A 17,303-nucleotide genomic window follows, 5' to 3' on the forward strand; every position below is an offset into this window, starting at 1 on the left:
CCTTCTTCAAGATTTGGGAGCACCCACCAACTTCAACGTGCCGAGCGCCAGGAAGCAGAGCGCGACGACAGGGAAGACGATCCAGTTCAACATGGTCCAACCCCACGCATTGTAGATCGCGCCCGACATCAGCGAAGCGAATGCGACGGAGCCGAACAGGGCAAAGTCGTGGAAACCCTGGACCTTGCTCTTCTCGGAGGGCCGGTAGCTGGCCGCGACCATTGCGGTGGCACCGATGAAACCGAAATTCCAGCCGAGCCCGAGCAGGATCAGCGCCGTCCAAAACTGCCAGAGCGCCAGGCCGGAAAGCGCCACGGCAGCACAGCCGATCAGCAGGACAAGGCCAGTGGCGACGATGCGCTCGGCGCCGAAGCGATGGATCAGCGTACCGGTGAAGAAGCTTGGCCCGAACATGGCCATGACGTGCCACGAAATGCCAAGCGTGGCATTGTCTTCCGACAGGCCGCAGCCGACCATGGCGAGCGGCGCGCCGGTCATGACGAAGCTCATCAGCGCGTAGCTGCCGACGGTGCAGAACAACGCGGCGACGAAACGCGGCTGGGCGACAATTTCAATCAACGGGCGGGCATCGCTTGCAGCGGTTTCAGTGACGGCGCCGGTCCGGGAGGAAACCCGCAGGAACGACAGGATGAGCGCGCCAACCGCCCCCAGGGGCAGGATCGAGGCGAAGGACCCGGCAAACATTACCGGAGCCAGCAATTCGCGCGTGTAGATGACGATCTGCGGCCCGAGGACGGCGGTGATGATGCCGCCCGCCAGCACGAAGGAGATGGCGCGCGCCTTGAATTCCGGCGGCGCATTGTCGGCAGCCGCGAAGCGGAATTGCTGGACGAAAGCGCCACCGACGCCAATGACGCAGAGGCCGAAGGCGAACAGCCAGAAGCTTGCCTGGAAGAGCGCGAGCGTCGCGACCAGGCCACCGAGCGCGGTGACGATAGTGCCTGTCATGAAGCCGCCGCGATGGCCGAGCCGGCGGATGATGGCAGCGGCCGGCAAGGCTCCCAGCGCCACGCCGATATTGAAACCGGTGACCGGCGCCGTCGCGAGCGACTTGTCTGGACCGAGCAGATATTGCCCGGCGAGCGCGCCCAGCGAAATGGCGATCGGCGCGGCCGAACCGACGATCGCCTGCGCTGCGGCAAGCAGCACCGCCGTGCGACGCCCTTCCCTGCCGGTCTCGGCGAACGCGGCCGTTGCGGTTGTCACGAAGCGTCCTTGCCGCGTCCCTCGCCGCGAACCCGGCGCGAAACGCGATCCAGTACGGCGTTCACCAGCTTCGGCTCGTCTTCCTCGTAAAATGCCTTGGCGATGTCGACATATTCGGAGACGATCACGGCCACCGGCACGTCCTCGCGCTTCATCAATTCGTAGACGCCGGCGCGAAGGATGGCGCGTAGCGTCGAATCCAGCCGCGACAGCGGCCAGTCCTCGGTCAGCGCCTGGCGGATGACGGGATCGATGGTCTTCTGGTTCTCGACGACGCCGGTCAGGATGGCGCGGAACCATTGCGCGTCGGCCTCGCGATAGAGCGCGCCGTCGACTTCCTTGCCGAGGCGGAAGGCTTCGTATTCGGCCGTGATCTCGAAGACGCCGCTGCCGGCCACATCCATCTGATAGAGCGCCTGGACGGCGGCAAGACGGGCGGCGCCGCGCTTGTTGGCGTGGCGCACCGCACCGGTCGAGGCGGGATCGGTCACGATTGGGCTCCGAATTTCTCTTTGAGCGCGATCATGGTCAGCGCCGCGCGCGCCGCGAAGCCGCCCTTGTCGCCTTCCGTCTTCCGCGCGCGCGCCCATGCCTGCGCATCGTTCTCGGTCGTCAGGATGCCGTTGCCGATCGCGATCGCCTCCTGCACCGAAAGGTCCATCAGCGCGCGGCTCGATTCATTAGCGACGATATCGAAATGATAGGTGTCGCCACGGACGACGGTGCCGAGCGCAACAAAACCGTCGTAATGCGTGCCACCTTCGGCCGCTCCATCGAGCGCGAAGGTTATAACGGCCGGTATTTCGAGCGAGCCGGGAACCGTCACCACGTCATAGGTGGCGCCGGCCTCATCGAGCGCGCCTGTCGCGCCTTCGAGCAGGGCGTCGGCGAGATCGTCGTGAAAGCGCGCTTCGACAATGAGCAGATGCGCCTTCGCCTTCGGGCGAATGAACGCTTTGCCGTGTTGGGATGTGCCAGCCATAAAAGTCTCCGGGGGGTTGCCGGTGACTTAGGCCGAAGCCGGGTTGACCGCAAGCGGAAGATGCTGTGGCGCGACGTTCTGTGACCTATTCAGGCTGACGCGTTGCGAGATCCGCGCGATCCACCAGGCTTTTGACCCAAGCCTCGACTTCCTGGTGTTTTATCACTCTGCCGGCATCGACATCCGCCAACGCGTCGAGAGTCATCTGCCGGCGCTCGACGGTCTCTTCAGCTCCTTTGGGATCCATCAAAGCCCCTCTTTCGCGGCCTCCGCCAGGCGCGCTGCGTAACGCGCCATGGTGTCGATCTCGATGTTGACGCGGTCGCCGGCCCGGCGCTCGCCCCAGGTGGTGACGCTGAGCGAATGATGGATGAGGAGCACGTCGAAGCGGGTCGCTTCGACCTTGTTGACGGTAAGCGAGGTGCCGTCGAGCGCGACCGACCCTTTGGGCGCGATGAACTTCGCCAGATTGCGCGGCGCTTCCAGCGTGAAGCGCACGGCATCGCCTTCTTCCTTGCGCTCGACAATTTCGGCGATGCCGTCGACATGGCCGGAGACGATGTGGCCGCCGAGTTCGTCGCCGATCTTCAGCGCGCGTTCGAGATTTATCCTGGTGCCGGGCTTCCAACTCGACGCGGTGGTCAGTCTCAGCGCTTCCTCCCAGGCCTCGACCTCGAACCAGCGCGCATTCGAGCCGTGCTCGGGCAGCGCCGTGACCGTCAGGCAAACGCCGCCGCAAGAGATCGAGGCGCCAATCGCGATGGTCTCGGGATCATAGGCGGTGTCGATGCGCAGGCCAACGCCTTCCGCCAGCGGCTTCACCGAAGCGATAGCGCCCACATCCGTGACAATTCCAGTAAACATCAGAGAGTGTCTTTCGTTTTGACCATGATCTCGCACAAAGACCGGTTCCCACTTTTCGCGATCATGGTCTTACCCATTCGGCATAGCTGTCCTCGCCAAACCGCATGTCGCGCAATTTGCGAAAGCCTGCCGGGATGTGGTCGGCGTCGATGGGCGATGCAATACCGTCCTCGCCGATCGCCTCCGGCCCCTGGAACAGAACAATGCGGTCGACCAGGTCTTCCTCCAGGAAGGCCTTGGCCACCCTGGCGCCGCCTTCGACCAAAACGCTCGCCATGCCGAGTGCCGCCAGATCCTCCAGCAACTCCGGCAAGGCTATCTCGCTTTCATAGGTTTCCGTGCCGATGAAGTGCACGCCTGCGCGTTCGAGCGACGCCCGCCGGTGCGCATCGGCCTCTGGGCAAGCAGCGACATAGAGCGGCACGCGGTCGACGCCCGAGACCAGCCTGGACGTCTCCGGCAGCCGGATCTGCCGATCGAGGATGATGCGCGCCGGCGAGCGGTTCTCCAGTCCCGGCAGGCGCACGGTCAGCGCCGGGTCGTCCTCGAGCGCGGTGCCGATGCCGATCAGGATGGCGTCGGACTCGGCGCGCATCAGATAGACATCGCGCCGTGCGATCTCGCCGGTGATGGCAACCTGGCCGGCGCCTTTGCGACCGATCTTGCCATCGCTCGAAAGCGCAAGCTTCAGCGTCACTTCCGGGCGTTTTTTCAGGGAACGAGTCAGGTAGCCGGCCATCTGCTCGGCGGCCTCGGCGGCCAGCACCTTCTCCACCACCTCGACACCGGCGGTGCGCAGGATGGCGTAGCCTTTGCCGGAGACGCGCGGATCGGGATCGCTCGCCGCACCGACGACGCGGGCGATGCCGGCATTGACCAGCGCGTTGGCGCAGGGCGGCGTGCGGCCGTGATGGGCGCAGGGCTCCAGAGTGACGTAAGCCGTAGCACCGCGCGCAAGCTCGCCGGCCTCGGCAAGCGCTTCGGTCTCGGCATGGGGGCGGCCGCCCACGGCCGTCACGCCGGTGCCGACGATCATCGGGCCGGCGCCGTCGTCGCGCACGATGATGGTGCCGACGGAAGGGTTGGTTGAGGTGCGGCCGGCATTGCGGCGCGACAGCCTGATGGCCGCGGCCATGAAACGGCGATCAAGGGCCGCCTGCGCGGCCTCGTCCAGTCGCTGTCCCGCCATGATCAGCCGGCGTCCTCTTCGGTCTTCTCCTCGTCGCCCTTCAATTCGCCCAGCAGCTCGTGAAAATCCTTGGCCTCGCGGAAATTGCGGTAGACCGAGGCGAAGCGGACATAGGCAACGTCATCGAGCGATTTCAGCGCCTCCATGACCAGCCGGCCGACCTCGCCCGAGGCAACCTCGGTTTCGCCGGAGCTTTCGAGCTGGCGCACGATGCCGGTGACGGCGCGGTCGATGCGCTCGGGATCGACATTGCGCTTGCGCACCGCGATTTCGACCGAGCGCAGCAGCTTGTCGCGGTCGAACGGCACCTTGCGCCCGGACTTCTTGACAACCACGAGGTCACGCAATTGCACGCGCTCGAAGGTGGTGAAACGACCACCGCAATCAGGGCAGACGCGGCGTCTGCGGATGGCCGCGCCATCCTCGGCGGGACGCGAATCCTTCACCTGCGTATCTTCGGACTGGCAATAGGGACAGCGCATGGGAAGCTTTCGGTTCGCGATTCTCAGATGGCGGAAGGCTTAGTGCCTTTTGCCGTCTTGGCAAAGGAAAGACCTTTTCTCCCCTTCAGAGATAGCGAGGCGCGAGCAAGATTGCCAGCGCCCCTGCCCGGTAGGCCAACAAGCGTCAGGGCGCGACGTCTTTGGTCGAAAACCCACAGGACGTGCCGAGATTGCGATAGGCCTTGGTGAAGCCATCCATCGGGATGCTGGCGACGGCCTGCTTGCCGAAGACCACATCGAGCGAGGTGACCTTGCGCATGGCGCGCAGCAAGGCAAGGCTGGTCTTGGCCTGGTTGTCGACCATCCAGCTGGGGCGACCGCCGGCGGCGGCGTTGGAGGTGACCGTCGCGGCGACCTTCACGCCGGGGTCGCCGAAAGTGGCGGCGATCTTGTCGCCGGTCGGCAAGGTCTTATTGTCGATGATGAACATGATGGCCGGATAGGCATCCGGCGGCAGCGCGTCGCCGGTCGAGATCGACAGCGTCAGGGATCCGGCATTGCCGTTGCCGTCGAGGAAAGCCGTCGAGGCGGCGCAGGTCTTGTGCGCGTCCTGGCCGGTATTGAGCGTATCGATGATGGTGGTCCACCTGCCGAAAGTATTGGTGGCGGGCAGATCAGCATTCGGCTTGGTTTCGTCCTGAGCCATCGCGGCGGAGGCGGCGAAGGCGGCAAGCGGGCCAAGCAAAGCCGCGGCGAGACGGGAAGTACGCATCATCGGATCTCCAGTAAGCCGCGCCGCCCAGAGGAGCGGCGCAAGCGCAGGATAAAAGATGACGCGCGGCGCCCGGTCAACCGAGATAGGGATAGAGCGGGAAGCGGTCGGTCAGCGCCGTGACCTTGGCCTTCACAGCGGCCTCGACCGCCGCGTTGCCTTCATCGGAATTCGCCGCCTTCAGCCCGTCCAGCACCTCGGCGATCAGCTTGCCGATCTCGCGGAACTCGGCCTGGCCGAAGCCGCGCGTGGTGCCGGCCGGCGTGCCGAGGCGCACGCCAGAGGTGACGAACGGCTTTTCCGGATCGAATGGGATGCCGTTCTTGTTGCAGGTGATGTTGGCGCGGCCAAGGGCTGCTTCCGCGCGCTTGCCGGTGGCGTTCTTCGGACGAAGGTCGACCAGCATCAGGTGATTGTCGGTGCCGCCCGAGACGATGTCGAGGCCAGTCTCCTGCAGGCTGGAGGCCAGCGCCTTGGCATTGGCGACGATGCTTTCGGCATAGGCCTTGAAGCTCGGCTTCAGCGCTTCGCCGAGCGCCACCGCCTTGGCGGCGATGACATGCATCAGCGGCCCGCCCTGCAGGCCCGGGAACACCGCCGAGTTCATCTTCTTGGCGATTTCCTCGTCATTGCACAGGATCATGCCGCCGCGCGGGCCGCGCAGCGACTTGTGGGTCGTCGTGGTCACGACATGGGCGTGGGGCAGCGGCGACGGATGCATGCCGCCGGCGACGAGACCGGCGATATGCGCCATGTCGACCATGAGGTAAGCGCCGATCGAATCGGCGATCTCGCGGAAACGCTTCCAGTCCCAGATGCGCGAATAGGCGGTGCCGCCGGCCAGGATCAGCTTCGGCTTCGTCTCATGCGCGGTCTTCTCGATCGCGTCCATGTCGAGCAGGTGATCCTCCTTGCGCACGCCGTAGGAGACGACCTTGAACCACTTGCCGCTCATATTGACTGGCGAGCCATGGGTGAGATGGCCGCCCGAATTCAGGTCGAGACCCATGAAAGTGTCGCCGGGCTGCAGCAGCGCCAGAAACACTGCCTGGTTCATCTGGCTGCCCGAATTCGGCTGGACGTTGGCGAAGTTGCAGCCGAACAGCTTCTTCGCGCGCTCGATAGCCAGTTCCTCGGCCACGTCGACGAACTGGCAGCCGCCATAGTAGCGCTTACCCGGGTAGCCCTCGGCATATTTGTTGGTCATGATCGAGCCCTGCGCCTCGAGCACGGCGCGCGACACGATGTTTTCGGAAGCGATCAACTCGATCTCATGGCGCTGGCGACCGAGTTCGTTACGGATGGCGCCGAAGATTTCCGGATCGGCGTCGGCAAGCGTGGTCTCGAAGAAGGATTCGAATTTGCTGGAGGCTGCCGCTGCATTTGACATGGCTTGCTTTCCCTTGGGGCCGGAGGTCTGCGAGGTCGCCGCGCATTAACACAGTTGTTTTCGGGCCGCCACGTTTGCGGCGCGAAATTTGCTGGCCGGTTTGCGCCAAGACAAGCGCACCCGGTTCTAATCCCGCGGTTCGCCGTCCTTGACGGTCGTTTCGGAGAAGGTGATCTCGGTAAACAGTTTGCGCGCCGTGTGATCGTTGATTTCGCCACGACGAAGCATGGCTTGCAGTTCGGCGCGCTCAGCCTCGATGCCCGCCAGCCTGAAGCCGAGTTCGATTCCTGATCCAAACCCGCGGCTGGCCTGAACAAAAAAGACCGCTACGAGAGCGGCCTTTTTCTTCTTACATCGGATGCTTACAGCGCGGAGCTGATCTGCAGCTCGCTGGCGCCGTCGAGGCCGTAGATGTCGTCGCGGAACTGCACGACGCCCGGAGCGGTCGACCACGCCGACAGGTAGAGGAAGTGAACCGGAACCGGGTTGACGACCTGGATCGGCGTGTTCTCGCCGGTCTTGATCGCTGCCTCGAAATGCTGGCGGTCCCAGCCGGGCGTATCGCGCAGGATCCAGGTGACGAGGTCGCGCACGTTCTGGACACGCACGCAGCCGGAGGAATCGAAGCGCATCAGCTTGCCGAACAGGCTCTGCTGCGGCGTGTCGTGCATATAGACGCCGTCCGGGCTCGGGAAGTTGATCTTGACCGAGGCCATCGCGTTGTTGTTGCCCGGATCCTGGCGGAAACGATATTTCGCAGCGTCGTCCGTCGACCAATCGATGGTCATCGGATCGACCTCGCTGCCGTCCGGCGCGAACAGGCGGATGTGGCTGTCCTTGAGGTAGTTCGGGTCCTTCCGCATCAGCGGAATGATGTCCTTGCGCACGATCGAGACCGGCGCATTCCAGTATGGATTGACGATGATCTCGTTGATCTTCGAGTTCACGATCGGCGTCTGGCGGTCGATCTTGCCGACGATCGCGGTGTGGCGCAGCACGACGCGGTCGTTCTCGACCGCTTCGACCTGGGCGCCCGGAATGTCGACCAGCACGTAACGGTCGCCCAGCGTGCCGGCCTTTTCCTTCAGGCGCTGCAGGTTGGTCTGCAACTGGCCGAGCCGGATCTGCGCCGAGACATTCATTGCCGTATAAGTGTATTTGCCCATGGCACCGTCGGCCGGCAGGCCGTGACGGAGCTGGAAGCGCTTTACCGCCGAGTCGACGTAGGAATCGAAGGCCGTCGAAATGCCGGCGCTCTGCGGCAGGTCGCCCGAGACCATCAGGCGCTTGCGCAGCGGGACGACATCCGGATCGTCGACGCCGAGCTGCAATTTCTTGGTGGCCGGAACCTGTTCCCAGCCGCCCTGGGAGACGATGTTTTGGTACTGCGCCACCGCCTGCTCGGTGAAGGCCACCGTCTGCAGGCTGAAGATCGGCAGCGTCGAGGCGACCTTGTTGGTGTCGGTGCCGCGGGCGTCGAACTGGTCGTCCCAGTTGCCGCGGGTCGAGGATTTCAGGATGTCCCCGATCACGTCCTGCGCGCTCGCATGACCGGCAACCATGGCGGCGGCGAGCGCGGAGGCTCCAGTGAGGAAGAAACGGCGGCTTGTTCTCATGGCAGACATTCTTGGCTATTCGCTCTCGCTCAATTCGCTTGCCGGGCGGCTTGTCCGCACTCTAGGGCTGGCGAACTTAACAATTCGCCAACCATGACCCGCATCGGTCGGCCGCCAGAAACGCGCTGCCGCAACGCAGGTTCCAAGGAGCGCAAGGCACAGGCCCGCAGCGTCACTCACAAACCGCATTGACCGCGATTATGGCGGCAACGTGGCCTTGGCCCGCGATTTGCATGCGGCGGCGAGGTGAAAGGAAGGGCGGCGATGCTTTTTTGCATCGCGCGATGCTGGCGCGTCCTTGCGAAGTAAGCACCCTGCCCTTCAGGCGCGGAGCTTCAATGCGCAGAGCGACGGTCAAACTCCCGCAGATGCCCGCCTTCGCAAAAGGATAGGACCGGTGCGCTTCAAGCACCGATCCCGTACTCTTCTCCCGGTCGCGCTTCTTCGGCGCGGCTTTCCCGTCCCCAATTGCGAAGCGCTCACATCCGGTAAGCGATCGTATCGTTCCAGAAGCGGTCGAGCCGCTGCAGCGCGCGGTTCATCTGCTTGAACTCGTCGGTGTTGATGCCGCCGACCGCCTCGATCGAGCCGACATGGCGCTCGTAGAGGCCGGCGACGACGTCGGCCACCTCGTTGCCCTTCGGCGTCAGCGAGACGCGGACCGAACGGCGGTCGATGCGCGAACGCTGGTGGTTGATGAAGCCGAGGTCGACCAGCTTCTTCAGATTGTAGGAGACGTTGGAGCCGAGATAATAGCCACGCGAGCGCAGCTCGCCGGCGGTCAGCTCGGAGTTGCCGATGTTGAAGAGCAGCAGCGCTTGGATGGCGTTGATGTCGGAACGGCCGTTGCGGTCGAACTCGTCCTTGATCACGTCAAGCAGGCGGCGGTGCAGACGCTCCACCAGCTGCAGCGATTCCATGTAAAGCGAGCGGATAGCCTCGCGGCGATCGTCAGATACGTTTGCGGTCTTCGCCGCCGGACGCGAATTGATCATTGTCTTTGCCTCTCGTTTGTCGCCTTGGTGATTTTTTGTTTTTCACCTTGATCGCGACACTATCGAATACTCATAAAATTCGACTTAAACGCCAGGGCTAACAAGAGCTTACCGGTAAGACGTTTCGGAAGACGCTTAACGATCGGTCACCCGAGCAAGAACAATTAACCTAAAGATTTAGCCAATGGATCTTGCAGTGAAACGGGGCCGCGAAACCGGTTCCGAAGGCCGGCCCTCGGCCGGCTTTATGGGTGGAGCATGATATCGTCCGAAAACCGCTTCACACTTTTCGGCATCATGCTCATTGGCGGAGCCGGCGCTTCTGCAGCCAGATGGTGACGCGAAAGACGATGTAGAGCAAGGCCACGCAGGCGTGCGAGATCACGATCAGCAGGCGGTGGCCGAAGAGATCGGGGAAACCGGCATACATCACCGTCTCGGTCGCGGCGCAGATGAACCAGATCACCGGCCCCCACGATGCCAGCATCCAGAGGCCGGCGGCGGCGAAGGGAAAGAACACCGCGAGCATGGCCGCCGCCACCTGCCAGTGCACCGGCATCAGGTCGAAGCGCCACATCTCGCCCGGATAAATGCCGATGAGGCGGATCCAATAGAGGATGCCGAACAACAGGCAGTAGCCGGCGATGACGCGCTGGAACCAGGCGAAGATGACCTCGGTGGTCGAGGGCTGAAGCACCACGCGCCTGGAGGTGACCTCGCTCACAGGGCAAGCTCCTTGTCCCCGAGCGGCGCGAAATAGGCGTCGATGTCGGCCGTCCGGACCTCATCCAGTCCTGCCGGTCGCCACTCGGGCTTCGAGCCTTTTTCGATGATGGCGGCGCGGATGCCTTCGTAGAAATCATGGCCGGAAAGCATGCGGTTGAGGATGCGGAACTCCATCTTCATGCATTCGTCCATCGACAGTGTCGAGCCGGCGCTGATCTCGCGCCAGGCGACGTTTAGACTGGTCGGCGAACGGGTCTTGATCATGGCAAGCGTCCTGGCGGCGAAAGCATCGTCGGCGGCGGCCTCCTCGAGGCTGGCGATGATATCGGCAAGCGAGCTTTGCGAAAAATGGCGTGCGATCGAATCCAGGTCCTGCTGCTCCGTCTCGCGTTTTGCCGGGACGGAGAAATTGCGCAGCTCGGCATCCGGATCGTTGCTGGTCGCCAGCGCGTCGAGCAACCCCGCCTGGTCCTGCGCCTTGATGGTGTGCGTGGCAAGCCCCGACCAAAGCGCATCGCCGTAGCGGATGCGATTTCCGGTCAGCCCGAGATACATGCCGAAGGAGCCGCCGAGATCCGGCAGCAGATGACTAGCGCCGACATCCGGGAAAAAGCCGATGCCGACCTCCGGCATGGCGAACTGCGCGTTTTCGGTCAGCACGCGATGCGAGCCATGGAAGGAAATGCCGACGCCGCCGCCCATGACGATGCCGTCGATCAAAGCGATATAAGGTTTCTGGAAGCGCGCGATGCGGGCGTTGAGCCGGTACTCGTCGGCGAAGAAATCGACCGGAGGTTCGCCGGCGCGGCCGGCCTCGTAAATATGCAGGATGTCGCCGCCGGCGGAAAACGCCCTGCCCTCGGCCTTGACGACGACGACACCGACGCCCGTGTCCTGCTCCCAGGCGTCGAGCGCCCTGCCGAGCGCCTTGACCATGTTGTGCGTGACGGCGTTGAGAGCCTTGGGGCGGGTCAAAGTGACCACACCCGCTCTGCCCAGCCGCTCGAAGCGGATCTCGTCGCCTCCGCCAAAATCCATCACCAGAGAATCCCTCTCTCCGCCCGCCGGGGGAGAGAAGTGCTAAAGGCGGCATGGAGACGCGTCAATGGCGGCGGTTACTGGGCAGCGCTCCTTGCGCTGGCGGGCGGCAGCGCCAGATGTTAGGTAACCGCAAAGCACTGTGCCCGCGCCCGACAGGTTTCGAGCAGATCGACATGCCTGGAATTTTCCGCTTTGCGGTTGGATTGGTCGGTCTCCTATGTCTGGGACTGCCCGTCCGCGCCGCGACAATCGCCGAGCTCTACCAGGCGCAGGCGATCGTCACCGGCACCGGCGAGACAAATCGCGAGATCGGCTTCAAGGATTGCCTCGACAAGGTGCTGGTCAAGGTCTCGGGCGACCAGCGCCTGACGCAGAAGACGGAGATGCTGGCTCTGCGCGACAAGGCGGCCGACTTCGTGCAGTCCTTCCGCTATCACGACCGCCTCGAAGGCATCCCGATCCATGACGAGCAAGGCACGCATGACAGGCCGCATGATCTCACCTGCCTCTACAAGCCAGCTGTCATCGACAAGCTGCTGGCGCAACTCGGCAGCAGGCCCTGGCTCGGCGAGCGGCCGCCTATCGCCGTCTTCATGACCGCCGAGCAGGGCTCGCGGCATTTCGTCCTGACGGCGGATGAGGACCTGGGCAAGACCATGAGGGAATCCTTCGCCAACGCCACAAGTCCACTGCTGATGCGCATTGTCTTTCCAAAGGCCAGCCAGCTCGGCGGCCTTGACGAAAAGGCGCTCGCGGCCGCCGATATGGCAAAGCTCGACAAGCTCGCGAAGAAAGCGGGAGCGGCCCGGGCGCTCGCCGGCAGCATCGTGTGGAGCGACAAGGAGCTTGGCTGGATCGCCGACTGGCGGCTGGACGATCGCGGCAGGACCTACCGCTGGCAGGCGCGCGGCGTCAGCTTCGACGAGGCGTTCCGTGTGGCGATCAGGGGCGCGGCGCAGATTTTGTCGGGGCACGGGCAGCCGTGAGGGTTCCTCGCCCCACGCAGTGGGGAGAGGTGGCTCGGCGAAGCCGAGACGGAGAGGGGAGCGCCCTACGAAGGCCCCCTCTCCGTCCGCTTCGCGGCCACCTCTCCCCCGCCTTTGGCAGGGGCGAGGAACTCGCGCTTCGACGCTGGCACAATCGTGTCGCATTGGTCAGCAGCGGAGACGCGTGGTAAAAGCCGGGCGCAAAAGAGAGTTTCGGCGATGAACAAATTCACTCCCGCAAAGCCCGCCGGCGCGCGCAGCGTCGACGAGATCACCGGCAGCCGGCGGCTGCGGCGCATGCGCAAGGCCGACTGGTCGCGACGGCTGGTGCAGGAGAACCAGCTTTCGGTGAACGACCTGATCTGGCCGATCTTCGTCATCGACGGCAAGAACACGCGCGAGCCGATCGCCGCGATGCCGGACGTCTATCGCCTGTCCCTCGACCTCGCGGTGAAGGAAGCCGAGCGCGCGGCCAAGCTGGGCATCCCGGCCATCGCCACCTTCCCCAATGTCGAGCTTGCGCTGCGCGACCAGACCGGATCGCACATCCTCGACCCCGACAATGTCATCAACCGCGCCACGCGCGCCATCAAGGACGCGGTGCCGGAGATCGGCATCATCACCGATGCCGCGCTCGACCCGTTCACCAGCCACGGCCATGATGGCATCCTGCGCGACGGCATCATCGTCAATGACGAGACGGTGGAGCAGGTCGCCGCGGCTGCCGTCATTCAGGCCGCCTCGGGCGCCGATATCATCGCTCCGTCCGACATGATGGACGGCCGCATCGGCGCCATCCGAGACGCGCTCGACGCCAACGGCTTCCAGGACGTGGCGATCATGTCCTATGCGACGAAGTTCGCCTCGGCCTTCTACGGACCCTATCGCGAGGCGGTCGGCACGGCCGGCCTGCTCAAGGGCGACAAGAAGACCTACTATATCGACCACGCCAATTCCGACGAGGCCGTGCGCGAGGCCGAGCAGGACCTCGCCGAGGGCGCCGACATGCTGATGGTCAAGCCCGGCCTGCCCTATCTCGACATCATCCGCCGGCTGAAGGACGAGCTGCGGATGCCGACCTTCGCCTATCAGGTGTCGGGCGAATATTCGATGATCAAAGCAGCGGCCGCCAATGGCTGGATCGACGGCGAAAAGGCGATGCTGGAATCGCTGCTTGCGCTGAAGCGGGCGGGCTGTGACGGCGTGCTCACCTATTTCGCGCCGGTGGTGGCGGAGATGCTGAGGGGCTAGCCTCGAACGCCCGCTCCGTTTTCGTGCGGGTAAGCCGCATGATTGGCCGTTCCCTCGTTGGAGACGGCACGCGGACGAAACCCACGCGCTCGAAGGTCGAGACATAGCCGGTGCTTGACGCACTGGGCGACAGCTCCGCGTCTATCGGATAGGCCTCCACGGCTGGCGCGCCGCTCTTGAAGGCAAGCGCCACCGCACCCTCGATCAATGCGGTGGCGATCCCCCGCCTGCGATAGCCGATGCGAATATAGAGACAAGACAGCGACCATACCGGCACATCGTCGCCAGCCCTCAGCCGCCAGACCCTGCCCAGATGCGGCAAGGCACTGCGCGGCGTTATCTGACACCAGCCGACGGCCTTTTCCCTTTCGAACGCAAGCAAACCTGGCGGCGGTCCTCTTTGCACCACCGTCTTGAACGCCGACCGGTTGCGATCAGCCGGTTGCTTGCGGTAGCCGGCGCCGATGCGCCAGTACATGCACCAGCATCCCGCCGTCGCGCCCTTTTCGCCGAACAGGTCCTCGAGCGCGGGCCACAACTGCGGTGTGAGCACCCGTATGGCAAGCTTCTGATCCTGGGGTCGAGCGGTCATCGCGCAGGCATAACGTTACCCTGACCGGAGAAACGCTGTCACAGATCGCCTCGAGGAACAACCGGGCCGGTAGGATGGCCGATCTGAAAGTCGTCAGCCCGCTGGAATAAACTGCTTGCAATACGCAATCAGCTAAGCTATCCCAAAGACTGATTTCGAATTACAACTGGTTTAGGAGGCAGCCATGTCCAAGTTGCGTGTCAACGCTTTCACCTTGTCGCTCGACGGTTACGGCGCCGGTCCCGACCAAAGCCTCGACACGCCGCTGGGCGTCGGTGGCGAAAATCTGCACAAATGGATGATCAAGACCCGCTCTTTCCACCAGATGATCGGCAAAGATAGCGGGACCACGGATACCGACAACGATTTTGCGGTCCGCAGCTTCGAGAATATCGGCGCGTGGATCCTCGGCCGCAACATGTTCGCGCCGAGCCGCGGCGAATGGCCGGACGACAAATGGAAAGGCTGGTGGGGCGACAACCCGCCCTATCATGTACCGACTTTCGTGCTGACGCACTACAAACGCGCACCGATCGAGATGGAAGGCGGCACGACCTTTTACTTCGTTACTGACGGCATTCATTCGGCGCTCGAACAGGCGAAGGCAGCGGCCGGCGGCAAGGATGTGCGGGTCGGCGGCGGCGTCTCGACCGTTCGGCAGTATCTGCAGGAGAGCTTGATCGACGAGATGCATCTGGCCATCTCGCCTGTCCTGCTCGGCTCAGGGGAGCATCTGTTCGCCGGGCTCGACATGCTGAAGCTGGGGTATCAGTGCACGGAACAGGTTGCCACGGCGGATGCCACGCATGTGATGATCGGGCGGGCGTAGGCCAGGCTTCTCCTTCTCCCCTTGTGGGAGAAGGTGGCCTCGCGAAGCGAGGTCGGATGAGGGGTGCTCCAGCTTGGCGACGAGCTGGAAATCGTCACCGCCTCATTTCTTCCAACACCCCTCATCCGTCTCGGCGCTGCGCGCCGATCCACCTTCTCCCACAAGGGGAGAAGGAGGGCGCCTCAATACTTCTCCGGCACGTAGAGTTCGCGCGGCAGGACCTGGCGCTCATATTCTGGATTGAAGACGCGCTCCGGCAGCGTGATTTCCTCGTGTGGAACCTCCTCATAGGGCATCTGCTGCAACAGATGGTCGATGCAGTTCAGCCGTGCCCGCTTCTTGTCGTTGCCCTCGACGATGAACCAGGGCGCTTCCGGAATGTTGGTGCGGGCGAAGGTCTCTTCCTTGGCCTTGGTGTATTGCTCCCAGCGCACACGCGACTGCAGGTCCATGGGCGAGAGCTTCCACTGCTTCATCGGATCGTGGATGCGCATCAGGAAGCGCATCTGCTGCTCCTCGTCGGTGATCGAGAACCAGTATTTCACCAGGGTGATTCCGGAACGGACCAGCATGCGCTCGAATTCGGGCACGTCGCGGAAGAACTCCTCGACTTGGTCCCCATTGGCAAAGCCCATCACCCGCTCAACACCGGAGCGGTTGTACCAGGAGCGGTCGAACAGCACGATCTCGCCGCCCGCGGGCAGATGCGGCACGTAGCGCTGGAAATACCATTGCGACTTCTCGCGCTCGGTCGGCGCCGGCAATGCCACGACACGGGCGATGCGCGGATTGAGCCGCTGCGTGATGCGCTTGATGACGCCGCCCTTGCCGGCGGAATCGCGGCCTTCGAAGACCACCACCAGCTTCTTCTTGTGGTAGGCGACCCAGGACTGCAGCTTGATCAGCTCCGACTGCAGCCTGAGCAGCTCGCGAAAATAGGTCATGCGCTCGATGGAGGGCGGATGCGACTTCTTGTAGATCTTGGCGATCTCGAGCGAGAGCGCCGGCTCGGACAGCTCCAGCTCATAGTCCTCGTCGAGCGTATCCTCGAGCTCGGCCTCCAGCCAGTCCTTGGCTCCGGAATTCGGTTTCAGTTCATTCATCGCGCTGCTCCGTCTGCCTGTCAGCCATCACCGCTTCGGAAGCCCCGGCCGGACACTCCGTAAGCCGACTGAGATACAGAGGCGCAATGACGGTTTTATTGCAATCGCCCGGCAGCTGCATCGACATGGAAGATATGTGATCGACCCCGTATCGATAGCGGGGCGACAAGCGGCGGGAATTGTCCTACAAATCCCTCGCCTCTTTCCGGCGCTCGCCACGGCGCTTCTTCAAAACAAATTGCGAGGACCGACATGGAATACCGCACGCTCGGCCGATCCGGCTTGAAAGTCTCGACATTGACGCTTGGCACCATGACCTTCGGCGGCACCGGTCCGTTCGCCGCCGTCGGTAATTCGGATCTTTCGGAAGCCAAACGCATCATCGACACCTGCATCGATGCCGGCATCAACCTCATCGACACCGCAAACGTCTATTCCAACGGGTTGTCGGAAGAGATCATCGGCGAGGCGCTTGGCGGCAAGCGCAAGAACGATGTACTGATCGCCTCGAAGGCGCGCATGCGTATCGGCACCGGCCCCAATGACGAAGGCCTGTCGCGCCATCACCTGATCCGCGAGTGCGAAAAGAGCCTGAAGCGGCTCAGGACCGACGTCATCGATGTCTATTTCGTCCACCAATGGGATGGGCTCACCCCGGTCGAGGAGACGGTCGCGGCGCTCGACACCTTGGTCAATCAGGGCAAGATCCGCTATATCGGCTGCTCCAACTGGTCGGGCTGGCAGGTAATGAAGGCCCTTGCCGTCAGCGACAGCCGCCATCAGGCCCGTTTCATCACTCAGCAGATCCACTACACGCTGGAAGCGCGCGAGGCCGAATACGAATTGCTGCCGATCTCGGTCGACCAGGGCCTCGGCGTGCTGGTCTGGAGCCCGCTGGCCGGCGGGCTGCTCTCCGGCAAATACCATCGCGACAGCCCGACCGCGCGCCAGATCGGCGGCTGGACGGAACCGCCGATCCGCGATGAGGATCGCCTGTGGCGCATTGTCGACGTGCTCAACTTCATCGGCAAGGCACGCGGCGTGTCGGGCGCGCAGGTGGCGCTTGCCTGGCTGCTCGGCCGACCGGCCGTCAGCTCCCTGGTGATCGGTGCGCGCAACGAGGCGCAGCTCAAGGACAACCTCGCCGCGGCAAGCCTGTCGCTCACCGAGGACGAACGGCAGCGTCTCGACGTCGTCAGCCGGCCGCCGGTGCTTTATCCCTATTGGCACCAGCAGTTCACGGCCAGGGATCGTTTCGGGCCGGCCGACGAGGTGCTCGACCGCTCTCACGCTTAAA

General features: G+C 63.6%; 19 protein-coding genes. 4 read left to right on the plus strand and 15 right to left on the minus strand.

The features are described from left to right. Positions 1–6 precede the first annotated feature (6 nt). The 13 genes from LB529_RS23640 to LB529_RS23700 all read right to left on the minus strand — a co-directional run bounded on the left by LB529_RS23640 (position 7) and on the right by LB529_RS23700 (position 11,242). Entirely contained in the window at positions 7–1,227 is a 1,221-nt protein-coding gene (locus LB529_RS23640) for an MFS transporter (protein WP_224712439.1), read from the minus strand. Further along, the gene (gene nusB / locus LB529_RS23645) at positions 1,224–1,718 is read right to left on the minus strand and encodes a transcription antitermination factor NusB (RefSeq protein ID WP_095767684.1); all 495 of its coding nucleotides are present in this window, start codon (positions 1,716–1,718) and stop codon (positions 1,224–1,226) included. Before nusB ends, LB529_RS23640 begins: the two co-directional genes overlap by 4 nt. After that, positions 1,715–2,209 (minus strand): 6,7-dimethyl-8-ribityllumazine synthase, encoded by a 495-nt coding sequence (ribH, locus tag LB529_RS23650; RefSeq protein WP_140641425.1) that lies wholly within the window; start codon positions 2,207–2,209, stop codon positions 1,715–1,717. Before ribH ends, nusB begins: the two co-directional genes overlap by 4 nt. A gap of 85 nt (positions 2,210–2,294) precedes the next feature. Next, positions 2,295–2,456 carry a hypothetical protein gene (locus tag LB529_RS23655; RefSeq protein WP_224608442.1) on the minus strand — a complete coding sequence of 54 codons (162 nt, stop codon included), beginning with the start codon at positions 2,454–2,456 and terminating at the stop codon, positions 2,295–2,297. Further along, positions 2,456–3,073: a riboflavin synthase gene (locus LB529_RS23660; protein WP_224712440.1), complete on the minus strand. Its 618-nt coding sequence runs from the start codon at positions 3,071–3,073 to the stop codon at positions 2,456–2,458. Before LB529_RS23660 ends, LB529_RS23655 begins: the two co-directional genes overlap by 1 nt. A gap of 61 nt (positions 3,074–3,134) precedes the next feature. Then, positions 3,135–4,262 (minus strand): bifunctional diaminohydroxyphosphoribosylaminopyrimidine deaminase/5-amino-6-(5-phosphoribosylamino)uracil reductase RibD, encoded by a 1,128-nt coding sequence (gene ribD / locus LB529_RS23665; protein ID WP_224712441.1) that lies wholly within the window; start codon positions 4,260–4,262, stop codon positions 3,135–3,137. Positions 4,263–4,264: 2 nt separating this feature from the next. Next, the gene (gene nrdR / locus LB529_RS23670) at positions 4,265–4,744 is read right to left on the minus strand and encodes a transcriptional regulator NrdR (protein WP_140541281.1); all 480 of its coding nucleotides are present in this window, start codon (positions 4,742–4,744) and stop codon (positions 4,265–4,267) included. Positions 4,745–4,889: 145 nt separating this feature from the next. Beyond that, positions 4,890–5,477: a hypothetical protein gene (locus LB529_RS23675; RefSeq protein WP_224712460.1), complete on the minus strand. Its 588-nt coding sequence runs from the start codon at positions 5,475–5,477 to the stop codon at positions 4,890–4,892. Positions 5,478–5,553: 76 nt separating this feature from the next. Further along, the gene (glyA, locus tag LB529_RS23680) at positions 5,554–6,867 is read right to left on the minus strand and encodes a serine hydroxymethyltransferase (RefSeq protein WP_224712442.1); all 1,314 of its coding nucleotides are present in this window, start codon (positions 6,865–6,867) and stop codon (positions 5,554–5,556) included. Positions 6,868–7,229: 362 nt separating this feature from the next. Continuing rightward, positions 7,230–8,483, minus strand: coding sequence for a murein L,D-transpeptidase (locus LB529_RS23685; RefSeq protein WP_224712443.1), 1,254 nt, complete (start codon positions 8,481–8,483; stop codon positions 7,230–7,232). A gap of 479 nt (positions 8,484–8,962) precedes the next feature. Beyond that, positions 8,963–9,478: a transcriptional regulator LdtR gene (ldtR, locus tag LB529_RS23690; protein WP_040983294.1), complete on the minus strand. Its 516-nt coding sequence runs from the start codon at positions 9,476–9,478 to the stop codon at positions 8,963–8,965. Positions 9,479–9,779: 301 nt separating this feature from the next. Beyond that, entirely contained in the window at positions 9,780–10,202 is a 423-nt protein-coding gene (locus LB529_RS23695; protein ID WP_140842678.1) for a DUF6163 family protein, read from the minus strand. After that, complete coding sequence (locus tag LB529_RS23700; protein WP_224712444.1) at positions 10,199–11,242, minus strand: enoyl-CoA hydratase/isomerase family protein; 1,044 nt, start codon at positions 11,240–11,242, stop codon at positions 10,199–10,201. The genes LB529_RS23695 and LB529_RS23700 overlap by 4 nt, the downstream gene beginning before the upstream one ends. A 176-nt stretch (positions 11,243–11,418) precedes the next feature. Here LB529_RS23700 and LB529_RS23705 point away from each other — a divergent pair, with 176 nt between their 5' ends. Both LB529_RS23705 and hemB read left to right on the plus strand, forming a co-directional pair. Beyond that, entirely contained in the window at positions 11,419–12,231 is an 813-nt protein-coding gene (locus LB529_RS23705) for a DUF2066 domain-containing protein (RefSeq protein ID WP_224712445.1), read from the plus strand. 219 nt (positions 12,232–12,450) lie between these two features. Continuing rightward, positions 12,451–13,482 (plus strand): porphobilinogen synthase, encoded by a 1,032-nt coding sequence (gene hemB / locus LB529_RS23710; RefSeq protein ID WP_224530712.1) that lies wholly within the window; start codon positions 12,451–12,453, stop codon positions 13,480–13,482. Here hemB and LB529_RS23715 read toward each other — a convergent pair. Further along, on the minus strand, positions 13,439–13,960 hold the full coding sequence (locus LB529_RS23715; RefSeq protein WP_224712446.1) for a GNAT family N-acetyltransferase: 522 nt from the start codon (positions 13,958–13,960) through the stop codon (positions 13,439–13,441). The genes hemB and LB529_RS23715 overlap by 44 nt on opposite strands. A 298-nt stretch (positions 13,961–14,258) precedes the next feature. Between LB529_RS23715 and LB529_RS23720 the strand changes: the two genes are divergently transcribed. Beyond that, the gene (locus LB529_RS23720) at positions 14,259–14,903 is read left to right on the plus strand and encodes a dihydrofolate reductase family protein (protein ID WP_224546780.1); all 645 of its coding nucleotides are present in this window, start codon (positions 14,259–14,261) and stop codon (positions 14,901–14,903) included. Between the two features lie 182 nt (positions 14,904–15,085). Here LB529_RS23720 and ppk2 read toward each other — a convergent pair whose 3' ends face one another. Then, the gene (ppk2, locus tag LB529_RS23725; protein WP_095767696.1) at positions 15,086–16,006 is read right to left on the minus strand and encodes a polyphosphate kinase 2; all 921 of its coding nucleotides are present in this window, start codon (positions 16,004–16,006) and stop codon (positions 15,086–15,088) included. A 252-nt stretch (positions 16,007–16,258) separates the two neighbouring features. On the opposite strand from ppk2, the gene LB529_RS23730 reads away from it, so the two are divergent. Continuing rightward, positions 16,259–17,302 carry an aldo/keto reductase gene (locus LB529_RS23730; protein ID WP_224712447.1) on the plus strand — a complete coding sequence of 348 codons (1,044 nt, stop codon included), beginning with the start codon at positions 16,259–16,261 and terminating at the stop codon, positions 17,300–17,302. Position 17,303 lies beyond the last annotated feature (1 nt).

This window comes from Mesorhizobium sp. CA5 (assembly GCF_020165105.1).
Lineage (GTDB): Bacteria > Pseudomonadota > Alphaproteobacteria > Rhizobiales > Rhizobiaceae > Mesorhizobium.

Excerpts from the sequence above, each read along its gene's own strand:
- LB529_RS23685 (WP_224712443.1), bottom strand. The coding sequence starts at position 8,483 with ATGAGAACAAGCCGCCGTTTCTTCCTCACTGGAGCCTCCGCGCTCGCC.
- LB529_RS23715 (WP_224712446.1), bottom strand. The coding sequence starts at position 13,960 with ATGTACTGGCGCATCGGCGCCGGCTACCGCAAGCAACCGGCTGATCGC.
- ldtR (WP_040983294.1), bottom strand. The coding sequence starts at position 9,478 with ATGATCAATTCGCGTCCGGCGGCGAAGACCGCAAACGTATCTGACGAT.
- LB529_RS23700 (WP_224712444.1), bottom strand. The coding sequence starts at position 11,242 with ATGGATTTTGGCGGAGGCGACGAGATCCGCTTCGAGCGGCTGGGCAGA.
- glyA (WP_224712442.1), bottom strand. The coding sequence starts at position 6,867 with ATGTCAAATGCAGCGGCAGCCTCCAGCAAATTCGAATCCTTCTTCGAG.
- LB529_RS23705 (WP_224712445.1), top strand. The coding sequence starts at position 11,419 with ATGCCTGGAATTTTCCGCTTTGCGGTTGGATTGGTCGGTCTCCTATGT.
- LB529_RS23675 (WP_224712460.1), bottom strand. The coding sequence starts at position 5,477 with ATGCGTACTTCCCGTCTCGCCGCGGCTTTGCTTGGCCCGCTTGCCGCC.
- LB529_RS23660 (WP_224712440.1), bottom strand. The coding sequence starts at position 3,073 with ATGTTTACTGGAATTGTCACGGATGTGGGCGCTATCGCTTCGGTGAAG.
- ribH (WP_140641425.1), bottom strand. The coding sequence starts at position 2,209 with ATGGCTGGCACATCCCAACACGGCAAAGCGTTCATTCGCCCGAAGGCG.
- LB529_RS23730 (WP_224712447.1), top strand. The coding sequence starts at position 16,259 with ATGGAATACCGCACGCTCGGCCGATCCGGCTTGAAAGTCTCGACATTG.
- LB529_RS23720 (WP_224546780.1), top strand. The coding sequence starts at position 14,259 with ATGTCCAAGTTGCGTGTCAACGCTTTCACCTTGTCGCTCGACGGTTAC.
- hemB (WP_224530712.1), top strand. The coding sequence starts at position 12,451 with ATGAACAAATTCACTCCCGCAAAGCCCGCCGGCGCGCGCAGCGTCGAC.
- LB529_RS23655 (WP_224608442.1), bottom strand. The coding sequence starts at position 2,456 with ATGGATCCCAAAGGAGCTGAAGAGACCGTCGAGCGCCGGCAGATGACT.
- nrdR (WP_140541281.1), bottom strand. The coding sequence starts at position 4,744 with ATGCGCTGTCCCTATTGCCAGTCCGAAGATACGCAGGTGAAGGATTCG.
- ribD (WP_224712441.1), bottom strand. The coding sequence starts at position 4,262 with ATGGCGGGACAGCGACTGGACGAGGCCGCGCAGGCGGCCCTTGATCGC.
- ppk2 (WP_095767696.1), bottom strand. The coding sequence starts at position 16,006 with ATGAATGAACTGAAACCGAATTCCGGAGCCAAGGACTGGCTGGAGGCC.